The organism is Hydrogenophaga sp. (genome assembly GCF_030373245.1).
Taxonomy (GTDB): domain Bacteria; phylum Pseudomonadota; class Gammaproteobacteria; order Burkholderiales; family Burkholderiaceae_C; genus Hydrogenophaga.
Window position 1 is genome coordinate 206756 of sequence record NZ_JAUCZF010000003.1, and the last position, 16654, is coordinate 223409.

General features: G+C 65.3%; 15 protein-coding genes. 12 read left to right on the forward strand and 3 right to left on the reverse strand.

The window, feature by feature from the left end; all coding sequences use genetic code 11:
* Positions 1 to 49: 49 nt before the first annotated feature.
* Together QUV25_RS09050 and QUV25_RS09055 are read right to left on the reverse strand one after the other, a co-directional pair.
* A complete protein-coding gene (locus QUV25_RS09050) occupies positions 50 to 571 on the reverse strand; it encodes a TRAP transporter small permease (protein ID WP_300863300.1) in 522 nt (173 codons plus the stop codon).
* 188 nt (positions 572 to 759) lie between these two features.
* The gene (locus tag QUV25_RS09055; protein WP_300863301.1) at positions 760 to 1788 is read right to left on the reverse strand and encodes a TRAP transporter substrate-binding protein; all 1029 of its coding nucleotides are present in this window, start codon (positions 1786 to 1788) and stop codon (positions 760 to 762) included.
* 310 nt (positions 1789 to 2098) lie between these two features.
* Here QUV25_RS09055 and QUV25_RS09060 point away from each other — a divergent pair, with 310 nt between their 5' ends.
* The 10 genes from QUV25_RS09060 (at position 2099) to QUV25_RS09105 (ending at position 12927) form a co-directional block, all read left to right on the forward strand.
* On the forward strand, positions 2099 to 2887 hold the full coding sequence (locus tag QUV25_RS09060; RefSeq protein WP_300863302.1) for a crotonase/enoyl-CoA hydratase family protein: 789 nt from the start codon (positions 2099 to 2101) through the stop codon (positions 2885 to 2887).
* 71 nt (positions 2888 to 2958) lie between these two features.
* Complete coding sequence (locus tag QUV25_RS09065) at positions 2959 to 4839, forward strand: feruloyl-CoA synthase (protein ID WP_300863303.1); 1881 nt, start codon at positions 2959 to 2961, stop codon at positions 4837 to 4839.
* A gap of 11 nt (positions 4840 to 4850) precedes the next feature.
* The gene (locus QUV25_RS09070) at positions 4851 to 6098 is read left to right on the forward strand and encodes a thiolase family protein (protein WP_300863305.1); all 1248 of its coding nucleotides are present in this window, start codon (positions 4851 to 4853) and stop codon (positions 6096 to 6098) included.
* A 121-nt stretch (positions 6099 to 6219) separates the two neighbouring features.
* The gene (locus tag QUV25_RS09075; RefSeq protein ID WP_300863307.1) at positions 6220 to 6984 is read left to right on the forward strand and encodes an SDR family NAD(P)-dependent oxidoreductase; all 765 of its coding nucleotides are present in this window, start codon (positions 6220 to 6222) and stop codon (positions 6982 to 6984) included.
* 111 nt (positions 6985 to 7095) lie between these two features.
* The gene (locus tag QUV25_RS09080; RefSeq protein ID WP_300863309.1) at positions 7096 to 7515 is read left to right on the forward strand and encodes a thioesterase family protein; all 420 of its coding nucleotides are present in this window, start codon (positions 7096 to 7098) and stop codon (positions 7513 to 7515) included.
* A 50-nt stretch (positions 7516 to 7565) separates the two neighbouring features.
* Complete coding sequence (locus QUV25_RS09085; protein ID WP_300863311.1) at positions 7566 to 9293, forward strand: tannase/feruloyl esterase family alpha/beta hydrolase; 1728 nt, start codon at positions 7566 to 7568, stop codon at positions 9291 to 9293.
* Between the two features lie 29 nt (positions 9294 to 9322).
* Positions 9323 to 10006: a flavin reductase family protein gene (locus QUV25_RS09090; RefSeq protein ID WP_300863312.1), complete on the forward strand. Its 684-nt coding sequence runs from the start codon at positions 9323 to 9325 to the stop codon at positions 10004 to 10006.
* 20 nt (positions 10007 to 10026) lie between these two features.
* Entirely contained in the window at positions 10027 to 11823 is a 1797-nt protein-coding gene (locus QUV25_RS09095; RefSeq protein WP_300863313.1) for an acyl-CoA dehydrogenase family protein, read from the forward strand.
* 36 nt (positions 11824 to 11859) lie between these two features.
* Positions 11860 to 12429, forward strand: coding sequence for a MarR family winged helix-turn-helix transcriptional regulator (locus QUV25_RS09100; protein WP_300863314.1), 570 nt, complete (start codon positions 11860 to 11862; stop codon positions 12427 to 12429).
* A 144-nt stretch (positions 12430 to 12573) separates the two neighbouring features.
* Positions 12574 to 12927, forward strand: coding sequence for a winged helix-turn-helix transcriptional regulator (locus QUV25_RS09105; protein ID WP_300863315.1), 354 nt, complete (start codon positions 12574 to 12576; stop codon positions 12925 to 12927).
* A 5-nt stretch (positions 12928 to 12932) separates the two neighbouring features.
* Here QUV25_RS09105 and QUV25_RS09110 read toward each other — a convergent pair whose 3' ends face one another.
* Entirely contained in the window at positions 12933 to 13778 is an 846-nt protein-coding gene (locus QUV25_RS09110) for a fumarylacetoacetate hydrolase family protein (protein WP_300863316.1), read from the reverse strand.
* 197 nt (positions 13779 to 13975) lie between these two features.
* Here QUV25_RS09110 and grpE point away from each other — a divergent pair, with 197 nt between their 5' ends.
* Together grpE and dnaK are read left to right on the forward strand one after the other, a co-directional pair.
* Positions 13976 to 14560, forward strand: a complete 585-nt coding sequence (grpE, locus tag QUV25_RS09115; protein WP_300863317.1) for a nucleotide exchange factor GrpE — start codon at positions 13976 to 13978, stop codon at positions 14558 to 14560.
* A gap of 113 nt (positions 14561 to 14673) precedes the next feature.
* Positions 14674 to 16623: a molecular chaperone DnaK gene (gene dnaK / locus QUV25_RS09120; protein ID WP_300863318.1), complete on the forward strand. Its 1950-nt coding sequence runs from the start codon at positions 14674 to 14676 to the stop codon at positions 16621 to 16623.
* Positions 16624 to 16654 lie beyond the last annotated feature (31 nt).

Sequence of the window (16654 nt, forward strand, 5' to 3'; positions counted from 1 at the left end):
CGGGCGTTTCACAGAAGAGAACAAGGGTTTGCGAGCGAGGCGGCGCAACTCAATGACCGGCATGAGCGTCCAGCGTCCAGCCTTTGGGCTCGGAGGCCAGTCCCAGCTGGGTCAGCGTGCGAGCGGCATAGGCCAGGCAGCCGATCACGGCACCGGCCAGACAGAAAGCATAGGCCCACCAGACCGGCATCTGCAGGATGAAGGTGGTCTCCAGGTACTCCTTCTTCTCCAGCATGCCTTCCCAGAGCTTCCAGGTCATGACCAGCCAGACCAGCAGCATCAGCACGTCGCTAAAAATGTCCACCGCCCGCTGCGCCCAGCGCGGCGTGTGCATGTAGAGCAGATCCACCGTGGCATGCCCCCCGCGCAGATAACACCAGGGCATGAAGAAGAACACCGCGATGCCAACCCCGATCTCGACCAGCTCAAAATCGCCCGGCACCGGACCCAGGCCGACGTCGATCAGCGCACGACCCGTCACGCTGGCCACCACCAGCAGCACCAGCGCCACGAGCACCAGGCCGCCGATCAGCGCGGTCCAGTGAGACAGGCGGTATATCCAGGCAATCATGTTCGGTTCCTTGGCAGGCTCATCGAAAGCCTGAATTGTCTACGCCAAATCACAGCAGGCGCAAAACAGCCCCTCGTTGGGCCGTCATCACCAAGCACCAGCAGCCTACGGGGGAGCCGGCACCCACGAGGTGAAGCATGCGATCGCTGGACTGCTGTGCCTGGATGTCAGGCACAGCAGCCCCCGGATCACTTCGCGTACCTGGCAATCGCCTCCCGGGCCTCAGCCGCCAGCTTGGCGCCGTCGATGCCCTTGCTCTTGACGTCGTTCACCCAATCCGACTCGACCGACGCCGCGGCAGTGCGCCAGCGCTGGGTCTCGGCGGCGTCCAGCGCCACGATGTTGTTACCGGCCTTGACTGCCAGGTCGCGGCCGCGCACGTCGCCCTCGTCCATCGAGCGGGCAAACATCGCTCCCATCTCGGCGCCCGAGTTGTCATCGATCACCCTCTTCAGATCGGCCGGCAGCTTGCTGTAAGCGGCCTTGTTCATCGCCACCACGAAGGTGGTCACATACAGCGCCCGGTCACCGGCGAAGGTGGTGTGGTTTTTCACCAGTTCCTGCACCTTCAGCGCTGGCGCCACTTCCCAGGGGATGGTGGTGCCGTCCAGCACGCCTTTGGACAAGGCCTCGGTGACCGCTGGCACCGGCATACCCACCGGTGTGGCGCCCAGCTTGGTCAGCATGTTGTTGACGATGCGGGTGCCACCTCGGATCTTCATGCCGCGCAGGCTCTCCAGGCCAGTGACTGGCTGCTTGGTGTGAAACAGGCCAGGGCCATGGGTATGGAACGCCAGCACGTGCACGTCCTTGTACTCGTCCATCGCGTTTTTCTGCGCGTAGTCCCACAGCGCACGAGAGGTCTGCTCGGCCGACAGGCCGGCCATGAAGGGCAGCTCGAACACTTCGGTCTTGGGGAAGCGACCCGGGGTATAGCCCTGCAGTGTCCAGACGATGTCGACCACGCCGTCGCGCGCCTGGTCAAACAGCTGGGGCGGCGTGCCACCGAGCTGCATCGAGCTGAACATCTGGACCTTGATGCGGCCCTTTGAGTCTTCCTCAACTTTCTTGGCCCAGGGCAGGATGGCCTTGGACGGCACCGTTCCCTGCGGCGGCAGGAACTGGTGGAAACGCAGCGTGACCTCTTGCGCCAGCGCCGCGCTGCTGGCAAGCAGCGAAAGGGTCAGGCAGATCGCGGTTTTCTTCAGTGAAATCATGGTTTGTCTCCAGAAAGGGAATGGGCGGGACAGCCGTCCGGCATGGCGTGGAATCTCCAAGGCTGCCAGAGCGACTGTGTTTCGTGGTCGGCACCAGGGCAAGTGCAAAAGGCTTCCAGGTGATATGCCAAAACGGAACATCGCACGCCAGGGGTTCTCTTGAAACCTCTGGCGCCACCCCGCAAGCGCACACGCTTTCACTCACCCTGTCAGCTCACATCTTTCCGGAATCCCTACCTGGAACCGCTTGCGTTGGTTATTATTTATAACCATAATTCAAACTCACCGCAAGCTCCAAAACCCCGATCCCATGACACAAAACCACAATCAACTGAGCCTTCAGATTCGAGGGGATCACAGCGAGATTGCTGTGGTCACGCTGACCAGACCCGCCAAGCGAAATGCGCTCAACGACGCACTCGTCATCGCCCTTCGCGACACCTTCCAGAACCTGCCCGCCTCTGTCCGCGCAGCGGTGATCCACGGGGAGGGCGACCACTTCTGCGCCGGCCTGGATCTGTCCGAATTGAGCGAACGGGACGCGGGGCAAGGCATGATGCATTCACGCATGTGGCACACCGCACTCGATGCGCTGGAAAAGGGACAAGTGCCGGTGGTGGCTGCGTTGCACGGTGCGGTGGTGGGTGGTGGACTGGAGCTGGCCAGCGCCTGCCACATCCGGGTGGCAGACGAATCGGCCTTCTTCGCCTTGCCCGAAGGCAGCCGCGGCATTTTTGTGGGTGGCGGCGGTTCGGTGCGCGTCCCCAAGCTGATTGGTGCGGCGCGCATGGCCGACATGATGTTCACCGGCCGCGTCTACAAGGCCGCCGAAGCCGAGCGCATTGGCCTGGCCCAATACCTCGTGCCCGCCGGCAGTGCCTTTGACAAAGCCTTCGAGCTCGCCACGCGCATCGCCAGCAACGCACCGCTGACCAACTACGCGCTGATGCATGCCTTGCCGCGCATCGCCGAGCAGCCAGCCGACCACGGACTGTTCACCGAATCGCTGGTGGCTGCCATTGCGCAATCTGCGCCTGAAGCCAAGGCGCGGGTGCGCGCTTTTCTTGACGGCAAGGCCGCCAAGGTCAGCAAAGACTGAGCCTGCTTCCCGCTCCCGCAACCCGGCACCAGACCGGGTGCCGATCCCTACCCGACACCGGAGAGAGAGACATGAACACAGCAGTCCACCCTGCCAGCTACCGCCCGTTGGGCTTTGGCGTCACGCGCGGCGTCTTGCGAGACGGCGCACCCGGCGTGCACTACCTGAGCGCCGATCAAACCTTGCTGCCCTACCCCGAACGCCTCACCGATCGGCTGATGCTCTGGGCGCGCGAGCGCCCAGAGCAAACGCTCTTTGCGCAGCGCACCAAGCTGGCCGACGGCAGCAGAGGTGACTGGCGGCACATCACCTTCGCACAGGCGCTGGAGGCTGCTCGGCGCATCGGCCAGGGGCTGATCGACCGCGGCCTTTCGGCCGAGCGGCCGGTGTTGATCCTCAGCGAAAACGATCTGGAACATGCGCTGCTGGCCCTGGGCTGCATGCTGGTTGGCGTTCCATGGTGCCCGACCTCGCCACCGTATTCGCTGATCAGCCAGGACTTCGACAAGCTCAGACACGTGGTCAAGACGCTCACGCCAGGCCTGGTGTTCGCCAGCGACGCCAGCCGCTACGGGCGCGCCATGCTGGCCACCATCGCTGAAGACGTGGAGCTGGTCTGCACCGAAGGCGCCGTACCCGGTCGCGCCACCACCTCGTTTGCCGCGCTGCTGGCCACCGAACCCACCGGGGCAGTGGATGCCGCCATGGCTGCCACCGGGCCAGACACGATTGTCAAGTTCCTGTTCACCTCAGGCTCGACCAAGATGCCCAAGGCGGTCATCAACACGCAGCGCATGTGGTGTGCCAACCAGCAGCAGATGACGCAGTCGATGCCGGTGATCACCGATGGCGACCTGGTGCTGATCGACTGGCTGCCCTGGAACCACACCTTCGGCGGCAACCACAACTTCGGCATGGTGATCTACAACGGCGGCACGCTCTATATCGACGAAGGCAAGCCCACGCCGGCCCTGATGGCCGAGACGCTGCGCAACCTGCGCGAGATCGCGCCCACGGTCTATTTCAACGTGCCCACCGGCTTCGAGGCGATTGCCCTCGCCATGAAGCAGGCCACGGACGAAGGAAGGCAGTTGCGCAGGACTTTCCTTTCGCGCGTGCGCATGTTTTTCTATGCCGGCGCGGCGCTGGCCCAGCCCGTCTGGGACAGCCTCTACGACAGCGAGGAAGCCGAGATTGGCGAGCGCATCGTCATGACCTCGGGCCTGGGCATGACCGAGTCCGGACCGTTCGGCCTCTATGTCACGAGCCCGAACGTGCGAGCGGGTTATCTGGGTCTGCCGACACCCGGACTGGACCTCAAACTGGTCGACAAGGAGGGCAAGACCGAGGTGCGCTACCGCGGGCCGAACATCACGCCCGGCTACTGGCGCATGCCCGACGAAACGGTCGAGGCGTTCGACGAAGAAGGCTTCTTCAAGACCGGCGACGCGGTCCAGTGGATTGACGAGACCGACATTCACCAGGGGCTGCGCTTCGATGGCCGCATCGCTGAGGACTTCAAGCTCGCCACCGGCACGTTTGTCAGTGTGGGCCCATTGCGCGGCAAGATCATTGCGACCGGCGCCCCCTATGTCCAGGACGTTGTCCTCACGGGCCTGAACCTCAAGGAAGTCGGCGCCATGGTGTTCCCGACCGCGGCTGTGCGGCAGCTCGCAGGCCTGCCCGCCGACGCCTCGATGCACGAAGTGCTGGATGCCCCGGAGGTGCTCGCCCATTTCCAGACCGTGATCGACGCGCTGGCGCGCACGTCAACGGGCAGCGCCAACCGCATCGCCCGCCTGTGCCTGCTGGCCGATCCGCCCACCATCGACCGCGGCGAGATCACCGACAAGGGCTCGATCAACCAGCGTGCTGTGCTGGCCCACCGCGCCGACACCGTCGACAAGCTGCACGCCGACGAGTTGCGCTACATCATCAAACCGACCGTCTGAAAGGCATCACCATGGCAACCCAAGGATTCTTCAATTCGTTTGATGACGTGGTCATCCTCGGCGGTGTGCGCACCCCGATGGTGGACTACTGCGGCGCGCTCGGGCATGTCTCGCCCACCGACCTGGGCATCAAGGTGGCGCGCGAAGCGCTGGCGCGCACCGGCATCCTTCCTGAGGAGATCGGTTCCGTCGTCACCGGCAACATGGCACCTGGTGATTTCGACCAGTTCTTCCTGCCGCGCCACATCGGCCTCTACGCGGGTGTGCCGGTCACCGTACCCGCGCTGATGGCGCAACGCATATGCGGCACCGGATTCGAGTTGTTCCGCCAGGCAGGCGAGCACATCAGCGGCGGCCTGTGTGACGCGGCGCTGGTGGTGGGCACCGAGAACATGACGCGCAACCCGATTGCGGCCTTCGATCACCGCACCGGCTTCAAGCTGGGCGCACCGGTGGGCTTCAAAGACTACATGTGGGAAGCCCTGAAAGACCCGGCAGCCGGCATCAACATGATCCAGACCGCCGAGAACCTGGCGAAGAAGTACGGCATCACGCGCGAGGAAGTCGACGCCTTCGCCTCGGCATCGTTCGCCAGGGCCGTGGCTGCGCAGGAAAGCGGCTTCCTGGCGGGGGAGATCGTGTCGGTGGTCAGCGAGAAGTTCGAAGTCGATGGCTACAAGACGCGTGGCATCAAGCTGCAGGGCAAACTCACCGAAGTGGACCGCGACACGCATCCGCGCATCTCGCCTGTGGACGTGCTGGCCAAACTCAGACCCGTGTTTGAGGGTGGCGTGCAGACCGGTGGCAACAGCTCGGCGCTGGTCGATGCCGCAGCAGCCTGCGTGGTCACGTCCGGCACCTATGCCAGGGCCCAGGGCAAGGCGCCGCTGGCCCGCGTGGTGGGCGCTGCCGTGGTGGGCGTGCCGCCCGAGATCATGGGCATCGGACCGGCCCCGGCCATCCGCCTGCTGCTGCAGCGCACCGGCCTCAAGCTCGATGACATTGGCCGCTTTGAGGTCAATGAAGCGCAAGGCGCGCAGACCTTGTCGGTGGCCAAGGACCTGGGCATGGACATCAGCAGGCTCAACGTCAACGGCGGCGCCATCGCACTGGGTCACCCGCTGGCCGCCACCGGCGTGCGCCTGACGCTCACGCTGGCGCGCGAGTTGCAGCGCAGCGGCCTGAAGTACGGCATTTCCAGCGCCTGCGTGGGCGGTGGCCAGGGCATTGCGTTGCTCATCGAAAACCTGAGCCTATGAACACCCCCGCCGCGCTCTGCGCGTCCCCCTCAAGGGGGCAACACCAGTGGCCTGGCCAAGCCATTTCTGTGGTGTCCCTGGGTCACTCCACCTCTCGCCAACTTCTTCTCTGGAGCAATCAATGAACATCCAAGGACATGCCGCCCTCGTCACCGGCGGAGGCTCCGGCCTCGGCGAAGCCACCGCCCGCGAACTCGCCCGCCTGGGCGCCAAGGTCGCGGTGCTCGACTTGAACCTGGAGAACGCGCAGCGCGTGGCGACCGAGATCGGCGGCGTGGCGGTGGCCTGCAACGTGGTGGACCCCGAGAGCATGCAGGCCGCCATCGATCAAGCCGCAGCAGCCCATGGCCCGGCCCGCATCCTGATGCAGATCGCCGGCATCGGCAGTGCCAAGCGCGTGGTCGGCAAGGACGGCAAGGCCGCACCGCTGGAAGACTTCGCCAAGGTGATCAACGTCAACCTCATCGGCACCTACAACGCGGCCCGCCTGTTCGCCGCCGCCTGCGCTCAGCTGGAGCCCATGGAAGACGGCGAACGCGGCGTGATGGTGTTCACCGCCAGCGTGGCCGCGTTCGACGGCCAGGTGGGCCAGCAGGCCTACAGCGCGTCCAAAGCCGGCGTGGCTGGCATGACGCTGCCCATGGCGCGCGACCTGGCGCAGCACGGCATCCGCGTCTGCACCATCGCGCCGGGCCTGTTCCTCACACCGCTGATGAGGACCCTGCCCGAGCCGGTGCAGCAATCGCTGGCCGCCAGCATTCCGTTTCCGAATCGCCTGGGAAAACCCGAGGAATTCGCCCAGCTCGCCGTCCATGTCGTCACCAACGGCCACCTCAATGGCGAGGTGATCCGGCTCGACGGCGCGCTCCGGATGAGTCCTCGGTAACCCCCCTCGCCACCGCTGCGCGGCGTCACCCCCCAGGGGGCAGCGCTGGTGGCCCGGCAAAGCCGGTTCCACGGCGCCCTTGCTCAAACCCTTCATTCGACTCTTGCTGCTATGTCAAAAACCGTTGTGTATGAAGTCGAGGTGATGTTCGGCGACTGCGATCCGGCCGGCATCGTTTTCTTTCCCAATTTCAGCAAATGGATGGACGCCTCCTCGCTGAACTTTTTCGTGCAGTGTGGCGTGCCGCCCTGGCGCGAGCTGGTCAAGACCACCGGCATCATCGGCACCCCCCTGCTGGAGATCCACACCAAGTTCATGAAGCCGGCCACTTACGGGGAGCGGCTGCAGATCCACACCAGCGTCATCGAGTGGCGCGAGAAGGTGTTCATCCACAAGCATGTGATCAAGCGCGGCGACACCGTGCTGTGCGAAGGCACCGAGACCCGCGCCTTCTGCATGCGATTGCAGGGCGAGCCCGACCGCATCAAGGCGATCCCGGTGCCCTTAGACATCAAGGCCCTTTGCAGCTGACGTCCTCGCAGAAGGACGCCCGATTCCCCCACCCGGAACAGGAGACAGACATGCGCCAGAACCGCCATCCCGTGCACCCCCTGGGTGCGGCCACCGCCATGGCCGCCGCCATTGGCCTGAGCGCCTGCGCGCCCATGAGCCAGACCAGCGGCACGCCGTTGCATGCCGCGAAGGGCGCGGCCCTGCAGCAGTGCGAAACGCTGGTCGCCGGTTTCCGCCACGATCAGACCGCGCTGGCCTCGAGCGCCGCGCAGGCCACAGGAGCACTCAAGATGGCCGGTCGGGACGTCCCCGAGCATTGCCTGGTCAAGGGCAGCATGCACGCGCGCAAAGGCAGCGACGGGCGCGACTACGCCATCGGCTTCGAGATGCGCCTGCCCAAGGACTGGAACGGTCGCTTCTACTACCAGGGCAACGGCGGGCTGGACGGCAACGTGCGCCCGGCTGAGGGTGCGCTCGGCGGCGGACCGCTGACCGGTGCGCTGATGCAGGGCTTTGCCGTGATCAGCTCCGACGCAGGTCACACCGGCGCGCAGACGCCCTACTTCGGCTCGGAAGCCCAGTCCCGCCTGGACTACGGCTACCAGGCCGTCGCCAAGCTCACCCCCATGGCCAAGGCCCTGATCGCCACCGCTTACGGCAAAGGCCCGGATCGGTCCTACATCGGCGGCTGCTCCAACGGCGGACGCCACGCCATGGTCGAGGCTGCGCGCGGCCAGGCCTACGACGGCTACCTGGTGGGAGCCCCTGGCTACCGCCTGCCCAACGCGGCCCTGGCCCAGCTCTGGGGTGCGCAACAGTGGGCACCGCTGGCAGCACCTGGCGCGACCACCCAGCACCCGATGGTGCCGACCGCCAGAATTCCCGACCTGAGCGGCGCCTTCACCAGGACCGAGCGCCAGCTGGTGGCAGATGCCATCGTTGCCAGATGCGACGCCATCGACGGCGCCAGGGACGGCATGGTCCAGGCCACCCAGGCCTGCCAGAGCACGTTCAAGCTGGCCACCGACGTGCCCAGCTGCACGGGCGAGCGCAACGGACAGTGCCTGAGCTCGGCGCAGAAGGCGGTGATCGCCAAGGTGTTCGCTGGCGGCCGAACCGATGACGGTCAGTCCATCTACTCGGCCTTCGCCTACGACCCCGGTCTGGCCGCCGACAACTGGGCTACCTGGAAGTTCACCAACTCGGTTGCCCTCGACCCGCTGGCCGTCGGCAGCGTGTTCAGCGTGCCGCCCGGCCGGGTCGACCCCTTGACCGTGGACATCAACGCCCGCCTGCCCCTGTTCAGCGCCACCAGCGAGATGTACCGCGAGTCGGGCATGTCGCTCATGACACCGCCGGGCCATGAAAACCCGGTCAACCACGCCCGCTTGCTGGAGAGAGGTGCCAAGATGGTGCTCTACCACGGCGTGGCCGATGCCATCTTCTCCGCCGAAGACACGCGCCAGTGGATGCTCCGCCTGGACAAGGCGCTGGGCGGCCAGGCCGATCGCATGGCGAGGTATTTTCCGGTTCCCGGCATGGCCCACTGCTCGGGTGGACCATCCACCGACCAGTTCGACCTGCTCACGCCCCTTGTCAGGTGGGTTGAGCATGGGCAGGCACCCCAGGCCGTACCGGCCAGAGCCCACGGCGTCGGTCATCCCGGCGGCGTCAACGCCGAGCTGCCCGCAGGCTGGGCACCCAGCCGCAGCCGCCCGCTCTGCGCCTACCCGTCGGTGGCCACCTACAAAGGCAGTGGCAGCCTGGAAGACGCCGCCAGCTTCAGCTGCCGCTGAGCCAAGCACCCAACCACCGGAGACAGACCATGTACTACGAACCCGGCAAGACACCCCACGGCCTGCCGCACGACCCGTTCAAGTCCTGCGTGGTGCCACGGCCCATCGGCTGGATCTCCACGGTCGACGCGCAAGGTCGCGACAACCTGGCGCCCTACAGCCAGTTCCAGAACGTGACCTTCGACCCTCCCATCGTCATGTTCAGCGCCAACCAGACCACCCAGGGCGAGCGCAAGGACTCGGTGCGCAACGCGGAGCAGATGGGCCAGTTCGTCTGGAACATGGCCACCTTTGCGCTTCGCGAGGCGGTCAACATCAGCGCCGAAGAGCTGCCGCACGGCGTGGACGAGTTCGCCCGCGCCGGGCTGGAAAAGCTGGACAGCCGCCTGGTGAAACCCAAGCGCGTCAAGGGCTCTCCGATCCAGTTCGAGTGCGAATACCTCAACACCGTGCGATTCCCCGGCAAGCCACCCATGGGCACGGTCGACGTGGTGTTTGGGCGCGTGGTCGGCATCCACATCGACGATGAATACATCGATGGCAACGGCCTGGTCGACGTGCTCAAGATGCAGCCGATCGCGCGCATGGGTTACTACGAATACACCACCGTGGACAACAAGTTTCAGATGGTCATTCCAGGCAACAGCAAGGCGCTGCTGGCGGGGCTGGAAGGCTCGCCCGACAAGGCGGCGCAAGAAGCCCGCTCCCGTTGACCTCGCTCCTCCACAAAAACATGAACGCTTACCAGCCCCAGCCCGCCGACCAGCGCTTCATCCTGCAGAACGTGCTGCAGGCGCCGCAGCAACTCTCGGCCCTGCCCGTGTTTGCGGATTTCGACGGCGATTTGTTGACCCAGGTGACCGACGAAGCCGCCAAGTTCGTGGGTGCGGTGATCGCGCCACTGAACCGCGAGGGAGATGAAGTCGGTGCGCATTGGAAGGAGGGCGCCGTCACCATGCCGCCGGGTTTCCGCGCGGCATACCAGGCGTTCTGGCAAGCGGGCTGGCCATCCCTGGCCTGCGCCACGGAAGACGGTGGCCAAGGCCTGCCGGCCGCGCTGGAGGCCATGCTCTACGAGAACCTGAGCGCCGCCAACCACGGTTGGACCATGGCGCCTGGCCTGCTGCATGGCGCCTACGAGTGCATCAAACACCATGCATCGGCCGAGCTGAAAGCGACGTACCTGGAGAAGGTGGCCACCGGCGAATGGCTGGCCACCATGTGCCTGACCGAACCGCACGCGGGATCGGACCTCGGCCTGTGCCGCACCAAGGCCGTGCCGCTGGCCGATGGTCGTTTCTCGCTGTCCGGTACCAAGACCTTCATCTCCGGTGGCGAGCACGACCTCACCGACAACATCGTGCACCTGGTGCTCGCGCGCCTGCCCGACAGCCCGCCCGGCCCCAAGGGCCTGTCGCTGTTTCTGGTGCCGAAGTTTTACGAAGACGGCTCCAGAAGCGCGGTCGTGTGTGAGCGCATTGAAGAAAAGATGGGCCTGCACGGCAGCCCCACCTGCGTGATGCGCTTTGACGAGGCGGCCGCCTGGATCGTCGGCGATCCCGGCAAGGGCCTCAACGCGATGTTCGTGATGATGAACGCCGCACGCCTGCACGTGGGCCTGCAAGGTATCGGACTGCTCGACGCGGCCTGGCAGAAGGCCGATGCGTATGCGAAGGAGCGACGCCAGATGCGCGCGCCCGGTGGCGCGGCCAAGGCCATGCCGGTCGCCGGGCCGCCCCAAGACGGGCAAGCCCCCTCGGGGGGCAGCGCATTCCACGCAGTGAAAAGCGTGGGGGCAGCTGGACAGGCGGATCTGATCGAACAACACCCCGCGATGCGCCGCATCCTCGACGCACAGCGCGCATGGGTTGACGCAGGCCGCGTCGTGGCCTACCGCACCGCACTCGAACTCGACATCCTCAAACACCACGGCGACGCTACGCGCCGCGACCTTGCCAGCCGCTGGTGCAGCTTGGTGACACCCGTTCTCAAGTCGGCCTGGACCGATCAGGCCTTCCACGGCGCCAGCGCCTGCCTGCAGGTGTTCGGCGGCCACGGCTACGTGCGCGAGTGGGGCATCGAGCAGATCGTGCGCGACGCGCGCGTGGCGATGATTTACGAAGGCACGAACGAGATCCAGGCCATCGACCTGCTGCTGCGCAAGACCCTGCCCGACGGCGGTGCGGCACTGTTGCAATTGCTGGCTGACATCGGCGCCGAGCTGGGCGACGATCCGCAGGCCCAGCGCGTGAAGGCCGAACTCACCCGGTTCAGCGCCTTCCTGCGTGATCAGCTGCTGCCGCGCGCCACCGCCAAGGACGCTCCCGCCGACCTCCCGCACTGGCTGGCCGACGACTTCCTGCGCGCCGTGGCCATGCTGCTCATGGCCTGGGCCTGGGCCCGCATTGGCAGCGCGCCCGGCACCGAGGCCGCTCGCTGGCAGACTGCGCAAGCCGGCTTCTGGCGCTGGGTCTGGCCCGAGTTCGAGATGCGCATGGGCATCATGAGAAGCACCCTGTCGCCTGACTGATTCGAGGTCAGTCGGCTTGACGCTATGCTCGACACAATGCCCTCCTCCTCGTCAAGCAGCACCACCGCTCGTGGTCGCCCGCCGCGCAAAACAGCAACTCTCGCAGACACCACAGCCTCGGGAGATCATTCGCCTGACGCCGATCAGGGGCTGGATACCCGCTACCTCGAATCCCTGCTGGGCTACAACGCGCGCCGTGCGGCGCTGTCCATCATTGCCGTGTTTCTGCGCCGCATGGCGCCATTTGATCTGCGCCCGGTGGACTTTTCAGTCCTGACGCTGGTGGCACACAACCCGGGCGCCACCTCGCGCCAGATCTGCGCAGCGCTCGACATCCTGCCGCCCAATCTGGTGGGATTGGTCCGGAAGCTGGAGGTGCGCGGACTGGTGCAGCGCAAGCCCCACCCCACCGACCGGCGCGCTCAGGGCCTGCACCTTTCCGCAGCAGGCAAGCGACTGCAGCGCTCAGCTCAGGCCGAAGCCACAACGCTGGAGCAGGATGTGGCCTCGGCACTTTCTCGCGAAGAGCACGACCAGTTGAAGGGGCTGCTGCGCAAGGTCTACCTTCACACACCTGCGCCGGATATCGGCAGCGACCCCGGGTAAATCCGGAGCAACCGGTGGGTAGCCCAGGGGCATGATCTTTTTCAGCTAGCGATCTGCTAGCGGTGCCCGCACCGTCCCTCAGCGCAACAATGGCGCCGGGCCCGACGGGACATCCCCGGCAGGGGCGCGCAAGGAGACGAAAACATGGGTGCCAAGGACAACGCCGCCGTGATCCAGCTGTTCGATCTGCTGGAGTCGCGCTATGCCATGCGCGTGATCTGGGCGCTTTCGGACGGCCACCCGCAGACTTTTCGCCTGCTGCAGGACAGCGTGGGCGGCGTCACCCCCAACACCCTCAACACGCGGCTGAAAGAGCTGCGCGCCGCGCGCCTGGTCGAGCACGGCGGCGATGGCTACCGCCTCACCAGCCAGGGTGCAGACCTCGCCCGGCGCATGACGGAAGTGCAGCTCTTTGCGGGCCGCTGGGCCCAGCAGCAGGCGCGCTCGGCCGCCACCAATGGCCACGCTTTGGTTGCCGCACACACCGCCTCGCCCTGAGTGACTCAGGGCCTGTCCACCACCTTCTGACGCTGCTCGCCCAGGCCGCGTCCGCCCAGCGTGATCAGGTCGCCCGCCTTCAGGTAGCTCGGCGGCTTCATGCCCATGCCCACACCGGGCGGCGTGCCGGTGGCGATCACGTCACCAGGCTCCAGGGCCATGAAGCGGCTGAGGTAGCTCACGATCTGCGTCACACCGAAGATCATGGTCCGGGTGTTGCCCCGCTGGCGGGGTGAGCCGTTCACATCCAGCCAGAGATCCACCTCCTGCGGGTCACCCAGCTCGTCGGGTGTCACCAGCCAAGGGCCGATGGGACAGTGCGTGGGGTAGCTTTTGCCCTTCACCCACTGGCCTTCGTATTCCATCTGGTAGGCGCGCTCAGACACGTCATTGACCAGGCAAAACCCCGCCACATGGCTCAGTGCCTCGGCCTCGCTGACATGAAATGTGCGCTGCCCGATCACGATGCCCAGCTCCACCTCCCAGTCCAGCTTCAGCGCTCCGGGCGGCAACCAGATGTCGTCGTTTGGGCCGCTGAGCGAACCGCGGTGCTTGTTGAACACGATGGGCTGGCCGGGCGGATTCAGGCCAGCCTCAGCGGCATGGTCAGCGTAGTTCAAGCCGATCCCGATCACGCTGCCGACCGAGCCCACGCAGGCGCCCAGCCGGGTGCCAGATGGCAGCACCGGGAGTTGGGCCGGGTCGAGTGCGGCGATGCGCGCCATAGAATCGGGGTGCAGGGCGGCTGGCCCGATGTCGGTCACCACCGAGCTGAGGTCGCGCAGCCCACCGCTGGCGTCGATCAGTCCGGCGCGTTCGGCCCCCGGCGGGCCGTGTCGAAAGAGTTTCATGGCGTGTCCTGGCTTGTGACAAAAGCCCGATTCTCGCTGCCAGCGGCTGTGTTTCCGGGGTTTTTGTCTCCTTGACCAGCGACTGGCCCGCCCCGCTCTTGAACCGCGCCAATCCGCCCCCAGCTGATCTGAAGCATCAGCCCTGCCTTTCATCCCTGGATTTTTTTGACCACCGTCTTGACGTCCCTTCAAACCCCATGAGCTCAGCACCCAAGCCCGCCGACACGCCGACCACCCAGGCCAGCCACCCCAACGAACAGCACGCACCGGTCAGCCCGGAAGAGGCCCTGGCCGCCGCCGCGCAGGCTGAAGCCGAGGCGCTGAGCAGCCTGACCCATGAAGTGAGCGAACTCAAAGCGCAGAACGTGGATCTGGCCGAGCAGTTCCTGCGCGCCAAGGCCGAAGCCGAAAACACCCGCCGCCGCGCCGAAGAAGACATGAGCAAGGCGCGCAAGTTTGCCGTCGAGAGCTTCGCCGAGAGCATGCTGGCCGTGGCCGACAGCCTGGAAGCCGGCCTGGCGATCCAGGAGGCCACCCGCGAACAGCTGCGCGAAGGCTCCGAAGCCACGCTCAAGCAGCTCAAAAGCGCGCTGGAGCGCCACAAGGTGATCCAGATCGACCCGGCCCAGGGCACCAAATTCGACCCGCATCAGCACCAGGCCATCAGCATGGTGCCGGCCGATCAAGAACCCAACACCGTGGTGGCGGTGCTCCAAAAGGGCTATCTGATCGCCGAGCGCGTGTTGCGTCCGGCCCTGGTCACCGTGACGGCACCGAAATAAATCCTTCCGGACGACCAGCCCCCTTGAAAAAGCGCTGAGTTATCCACACCTCCTCCACATCGGGTCCACACCCTTTCAACACACTTTTCATCTCTTCGAACCGGAGCACAAAAATGGGAAAAATCATTGGCATCGACCTGGGCACCACCAACTCGTGTGTGTCCATCATGGAAGGCAACACCACCAAGGTGATCGAGAACAGCGAAGGTGCGCGCACCACGCCGTCCATCGTCGCCTACCAGGAAGACGGTGAGGTGCTGGTGGGCGCGTCTGCCAAGCGCCAGGCCGTGACCAACCCCAAGAACACGCTCTACGCGATCAAACGCCTGATTGGCCGCAAGTTCACCGAGAAAGAAGTCCAGAAAGACATCGACCTCATGCCCTACGCCATCGTGGCCGCCGACAACGGCGACGCCTGGGTGGAGGTGCGCGGCAACAAGATCTCGGCCCAGCAGGTCAGCGCCGACATTCTTCGCAAGATGAAAAAGACCGCCGAGGACTACCTGGGCGAGCCGGTGACGGAAGCCGTGATCACCGTGCCGGCCTACTTCAACGACGCCCAGCGCCAGGCCACGAAAGACGCTGGCCGAATCGCCGGCCTGGATGTGAAGCGCATCATCAACGAGCCCACCGCCGCCGCCCTGGCCTTCGGCCTGGACAAGCAGGACAAGGGCGACCGCAAGATCGCCGTGTATGACCTCGGCGGCGGCACGTTCGACGTGTCCATCATCGAAATCGCCGATGTCGATGGCGAGAAGCAGTTTGAAGTGCTGTCCACCAACGGCGACACCTTCCTGGGCGGAGAAGACTTCGACCAGCGCATCATCGATTACATCGTCACCGAGTTCAAGAAAGAGCAAGGCGTTGACCTGACGAAAGATGTGCTGGCCCTGCAGCGCCTGAAGGAAGCGGCCGAGAAAGCCAAGATCGAGCTGTCTTCGTCTGCTGCGACCGACATCAACCTGCCCTACATCACGGCCGACGCCTCGGGCCCCAAGCACCTGAACATCAAGCTCTCCCGCGCCAAACTGGAAGCCCTGGTGGAAGAGCTGATTGAGCGCACGATTGCGCCTTGCCGCACCGCCATCAAGGACGCTGGCGTGAGCGTGAACGACATCAACGACGTGATCCTGGTCGGCGGCATGACCCGCATGCCCAAGGTGCAGGAAAAGGTGAAGGCCTTCTTCGGCAAGGAGCCGCGCAAGGACGTGAACCCGGACGAGGCCGTGGCCGTCGGCGCCGCCATCCAGGGCCAGGTGCTCTCGGGTGACCGCAAAGACGTGCTGCTGCTGGACGTGACCCCGCTGAGCCTGGGCATCGAGACCATGGGCGGCGTCATGACCAAGATGATCCAGAAGAACACCACGATCCCGACCAAGTTCGCGCAGACCTTCTCGACCGCTGAAGACAACCAGCCGGCCGTGACCATCAAGGTGTTCCAGGGTGAGCGCGAGATCGCCTCGGGCAACAAGCTGCTGGGTGAGTTCAACCTGGAAGGCATCCCCGCTTCGCCACGCGGCATGCCGCAGATCGAGGTCTCATTCGACATCGACGCCAACGGCATCCTGCACGTGGGCGCCAAGGACAAAGGCACTGGCAAGGAAAACAAGATCACCATCAAGGCCAACTCCGGCCTGTCCGAAGAAGAGATTCAGCAGATGGTGAAAGACGCGGAGCTCAACGCCGCCGACGACAAGAAAAAGGTCGAGCTGGTGCAGGCGCGCAACCAGGGCGAAGCCATGGTGCACAGCGTGAAGAAGAGCCTGGGCGAGCACGGCGACAAGCTCGATGGCGGCGAGAAAGAAGCCATTGAAGCTGCGATCAAGGACGTGGAAGAGGCGCTCACCGGCGAAGACAAAGCCGCCATCGAGAGCAAGACCGAAGCGCTCATGACCGCGAGCCAGAAGCTGGGCGAGAAGGTCTACGCCGCCTCACAAGCCGAAGCCGCTGCAGCCGGCGCCAGCTCTGCCGAAGGCGAGCCGCAAGGCAACGCGTCGGCCAGCAAGGCCGGCGCAGACGACGACATCGTCGACGCCGAGGTGAAGGAAGTGAAGAAGGGCTGATCGGCGGTTCGCCGGCCCCTCGCCGCCGCGT